The 4,029-nt window shown below is 51.7% G+C and carries 2 protein-coding genes and 1 pseudogene; all 3 read left to right on the top strand.

Going from position 1 to position 4,029, the window contains the following annotated elements; translation table 11 throughout:
- A pseudogene (locus tag SYN8016DRAFT_RS14165) lies at positions 1 to 364 on the top strand (photosystem II q(b) protein); the annotation flags it as partial.
- Between the two features lie 142 nt (positions 365 to 506).
- Complete coding sequence (locus tag SYN8016DRAFT_RS14160) at positions 507 to 2,024, top strand: TRIC cation channel family protein (protein WP_006855107.1); 1,518 nt, start codon at positions 507 to 509, stop codon at positions 2,022 to 2,024.
- Between the two features lie 225 nt (positions 2,025 to 2,249).
- Positions 2,250 to 3,785, top strand: coding sequence for a bifunctional orotidine-5'-phosphate decarboxylase/orotate phosphoribosyltransferase (locus SYN8016DRAFT_RS14155; protein WP_006855106.1), 1,536 nt, complete (start codon positions 2,250 to 2,252; stop codon positions 3,783 to 3,785).
- Positions 3,786 to 4,029 lie beyond the last annotated feature (244 nt).

Here is a 4,029-nt window from a genome sequence, read left to right as displayed (position 1 = left end):
CGGCCAAGAAGAAGAGACCTACAACATCGTTGCAGCTCACGGCTACTTCGGTCGCTTGATCTTCCAATACGCCTCCTTCAATAACAGCCGTAGCCTTCACTTCTTCCTTGCTGCCTGGCCTGTTGTCGGCATCTGGTTCACCGCCCTTGGCGTGTCAACCATGGCCTTCAACCTGAACGGCTTCAACTTCAACCAGTCCATCCTTGATGGTCAGGGCCGCGTCCTGAACACCTGGGCCGATGTGTTGAACCGTGCCGGTCTCGGCATGGAAGTGATGCACGAGCGCAGCGCTCATAACTTCCCCCTCGACCTGGCAGCTGCTGAGTCCACACCTGTGGCTCTCCAAGCACCTGCAATCGGTTGATCTGGAACCCCTTAAAAGTTCAGATCAACTGAACTAGAAAGCCCCCTCCCAAAAGGAGGGGGCTTTTTTGTGCCTGGGTTTTATGGCTGGGTTTTCAATTGCAGTGAGTTGGAGCAGCATGAAAGCCAGTCAATCCTGATCCGTGAAGTCCAAGGCATTCCGTGCAGCAGTGACGTTGGCGCTTCTGTTTATAAGCTTGTCGCTTTCTGTCTCTGTCTCTGCCTTTGAAAAAGATGTCATAAGGGGTGGTTGGTACCCCTGGAAGCCATATCAGTACTTACAAAAGATCAATGATGATCGCCGTCAGCTCACTGGACTGGACGTGCAGTTGTTCAAAGAGGTTTTCGAAGAAGAACTGGGACTCACTCTGCAACTCCCTCAAGTGGATTGGGGCGTTCATCAAGAGGATATCCGGCTGGGAGTTCGTGATGTAGCTGGAGGAGCCTTTATTACTCCGGAACGCGCGCGTTACGCCTATTTTTCAGCTCCCTATCGAAGTGAAGATATTGTTTTGATCAGCAGAAGGTCTGAACAGAGCGCGGTAGCGATGCTGCATCCTGAAATTTTTAAGCAGTCGTTCCTCGACAGCAAGCTTCGTCTGGGTGTCGTGTCAGGGTATTACTACGGTGAGCAGATTGATCACTTTCTTAAGGACTCATCTCAAATCGACCGCTGGACTCCAGTGTCCACAGACTTGGAAAATCTTCAGAACCTTGTTGATGGAAAAGTAGACCTAGTCCCAATTGATCGTCTCGTAGGTGGAACTTTGATCTGGGAAGAGTCTTTGAATCGAGAGTTGATTATGGGAAATGATTATATCTTTTCGGGCCCGATTGTGGCTATCTTTAGTCGGATTAGCTCATCACCAGAACTCGTTTCCGCGTTCGATCGAGCTATACAAAAACTCAAAGATGATGGACGTTTTAACCAGATAGTTCGTGATTACCTCTTCCCTTCATTGCTGGGAATGACCGCTGGTCAGCCTTGGTTTTTCACCTTGGAAACGATTGGGACAGGAGCTTTTGCTTTTTCTGGTGTGCTTTTGGCCCAACGTGATCGTTTTAGCCTATTTGGTGCTCTTGTGTTGGCCAGCCTTCCCGCTTTTGGTGGAGGAATTCTGAGGGATCTGCTCGCTAATCGAGACCAGCCAGCTGTTCTTCAGTCGACCCATAACCTCATGATTGTGATCGCGCTTGTATTCTTGAGTCATATTGTGATGAAGATGCCCAGCCTGCGTGGTGTTCCACGCTTGTTGGAGAGATTCCAGTTAGGAGAACAAGCCATACAAGTTCTAGATGGTCTTGGGTTAGCAGCATTCACAGTCGTCGGAGTCATCGTTGCTGTAGAAGAGAAATGCAATCCATTGCTCCTCTGGGGACCAATATTTAGCGCTCTAACAGGAGCGGGTGGTGCCATTCTTCGTGATGTACTTAGAGCTGATGCAACGCATCCCACACTTCGGCATGATTTATATGCCGAACTCTCTTTTTTCTGGGGGTTAATGCTTTCTCTCTTTATTACATTTTACGCAAATTCTAATAGTATGAATCCCACGCCAATAAAAATTGCTGTTTTGTTTGTAACTGTGGGTTGCTTTGTGTCTCGTTTGTTGGTGGTTCGTTTCGGAATCAAGGCTCCGACATTTATGCAGCGGTTGTGATTTCATGCTCCGCTGATATGAGGGCCTTGATTTCTAAGGGAAATGAGAAGAGATTTCAGTTTTTTCGTTTGAGATCCTAGTCAGAACAGGCAAATGCTTCTCAACAGTTTCAGGGCTTGCCCCGTGCCAGCAAAGGAATCAAGTCATTAAATAATTCAATTCTTAGATCGCGTGCATCGAAGCACTTAAGAACCGCGCATCCTGGTGGAAACAACCCTTACAGCTATGGGTTTTTTCACGGCACTCACCGATGCAATGAGCAGCCGCCAGTCGCTCCTGGTGACTGGCCTCGATCCGAATCCGGAAATGCTCCGCAGCTGGGCTGCCCATCGTGGCCTTGGCGGTAGCTCGTTGCTCAGTCAGGCGCGCTCATGGTGCAAGTCCGTGATTGAAGCCACGTCTGACCATGTCTGCGCCTACAAACCAAGCCTTGGTTTTTATCAGGCGATGGGTTCTGCAGGTGTGGAACTGTTGTTGGAGGTGCGTGAACTGCTCCCCCTCGATCTGCCCTTAATTATCGATATCAAGCACGGGGACCTCAACAGCTCCAGCGCGGTCGCCGCCTATCTGTTTAAAACATTGCATGCGGACGCCGTCACTCTTAACCCCCTCGCGGGTCAGGACATCGCCGCTCCTTTTCTGTTGTATCCAGGCAAAGGGGTTCTGATTAATTGCCACAGCTCTAACCCCGCGGCCGTTGCCTTACAACATCATCCCAACGAGGACGATCCCTTCTATTTAAAGGTGGTGCGCGAAAGTCAGCGCTGGGGAACGCCAGATCAACTCCTGCTCGAAGTGGGCACGAGCGATCCGGCGATCTTGGCTCAAGTGCGTCAAGCAGCGCCTGAACGGTTTGTCATGCTCCGTTCCCTCTGGGGTGAGGAAGGAAACCTGCAACGTCTGATGGCGAGCGGACTGAATTTGGCGGGAGATGGGTTGCTGTTGCCCCTCCCCCAAAACCTCCTGACTGAGAGCGATATCAATGAGCAAACCGCTGCGCTGAAAGAGCGGATCAACCGCATGCGTCAAGACCATCTCCTGCAGAAGCAATCAAACCTGGAGTTTGAATCCGAGCAGTGCAGAATTTGGCCGCATCCTGATCAGCCTGCGCTAGGCCTGGAAACCTCGAATGCCAGTTCGGAAGCTGAGCCGCTGATCGACCCTGAGCTGCGTGAGCTTGTGATCGATCTGTTCGATATTCGCTGCTTGTTATTTGGGGAGTTCAAGCAGGCCAGCGGTGCTGTCTTCAACTATTACGTGGATCTGCGTCAGATCATTTCTGATCCTGCGCTCTTTCATCGCGTGCTCGATTGCTATGCCCAGGTGCTACGCCCATTGCAGTTCGACCGCATTGCAGGCATTCCCTATGGATCTTTGCCCACCGCGACGGGCCTGTCTTTGCAACTGCATAAGCCTCTGATCTACCCCCGCAAAGAGGTGAAGGCCCATGGAACCAGGCGCATGGTGGAGGGCGAATTCAATGAGGGCGAGACCGTGGCTGTGGTCGACGACATCCTGATCACGGGTGGAAGCGTGTTGGAAGGAATTGGCAAGCTTGAGTCCTCTGGTTTGAAGGTGAGAGATGTGGTGGTGTTCCTTGACCATGGCGGCGTCCATGACACCCGTGCCAAGCAGCGCTTGGAGTGCAATGGATTACGGCTACAGGCTGTCCTCACCCTGGAAACTATTAGTGAAGTCCTGGAAACGGCAGGTCGGATTAGCTCCAAACAGGCGCAAGCGCTTCGTCATTCAGACCCGTGATCAGCTGAGCTGATCGGAGGGATCAGAAAGTCTCCGCGCCCATTCCGTGTCAGCTCCGCAAACTTCCGTTACATTGCCTGTGTCGGGTTAACCGACCTTCTTTATTCGCCACCGGGATTCGTCCCACAGGCTCTTTTCCGTTCTCATGACTACCACCATCCAGCAGCGCTCCGGCGCTAACGGCTGGCAGCAGTTCTGTGAGTGGGTCACCTCCACCAACAACCGTCTTTATGTCGGTTGGTTC

Source organism: Synechococcus sp. WH 8016, from assembly GCF_000230675.1.
In the GTDB taxonomy this organism is placed as follows: domain Bacteria; phylum Cyanobacteriota; class Cyanobacteriia; order PCC-6307; family Cyanobiaceae; genus Synechococcus_C.
The sequence above is the reverse complement of the archived record's forward strand: the minus strand, read 5'-3'. Positions and strand labels throughout refer to the sequence as shown.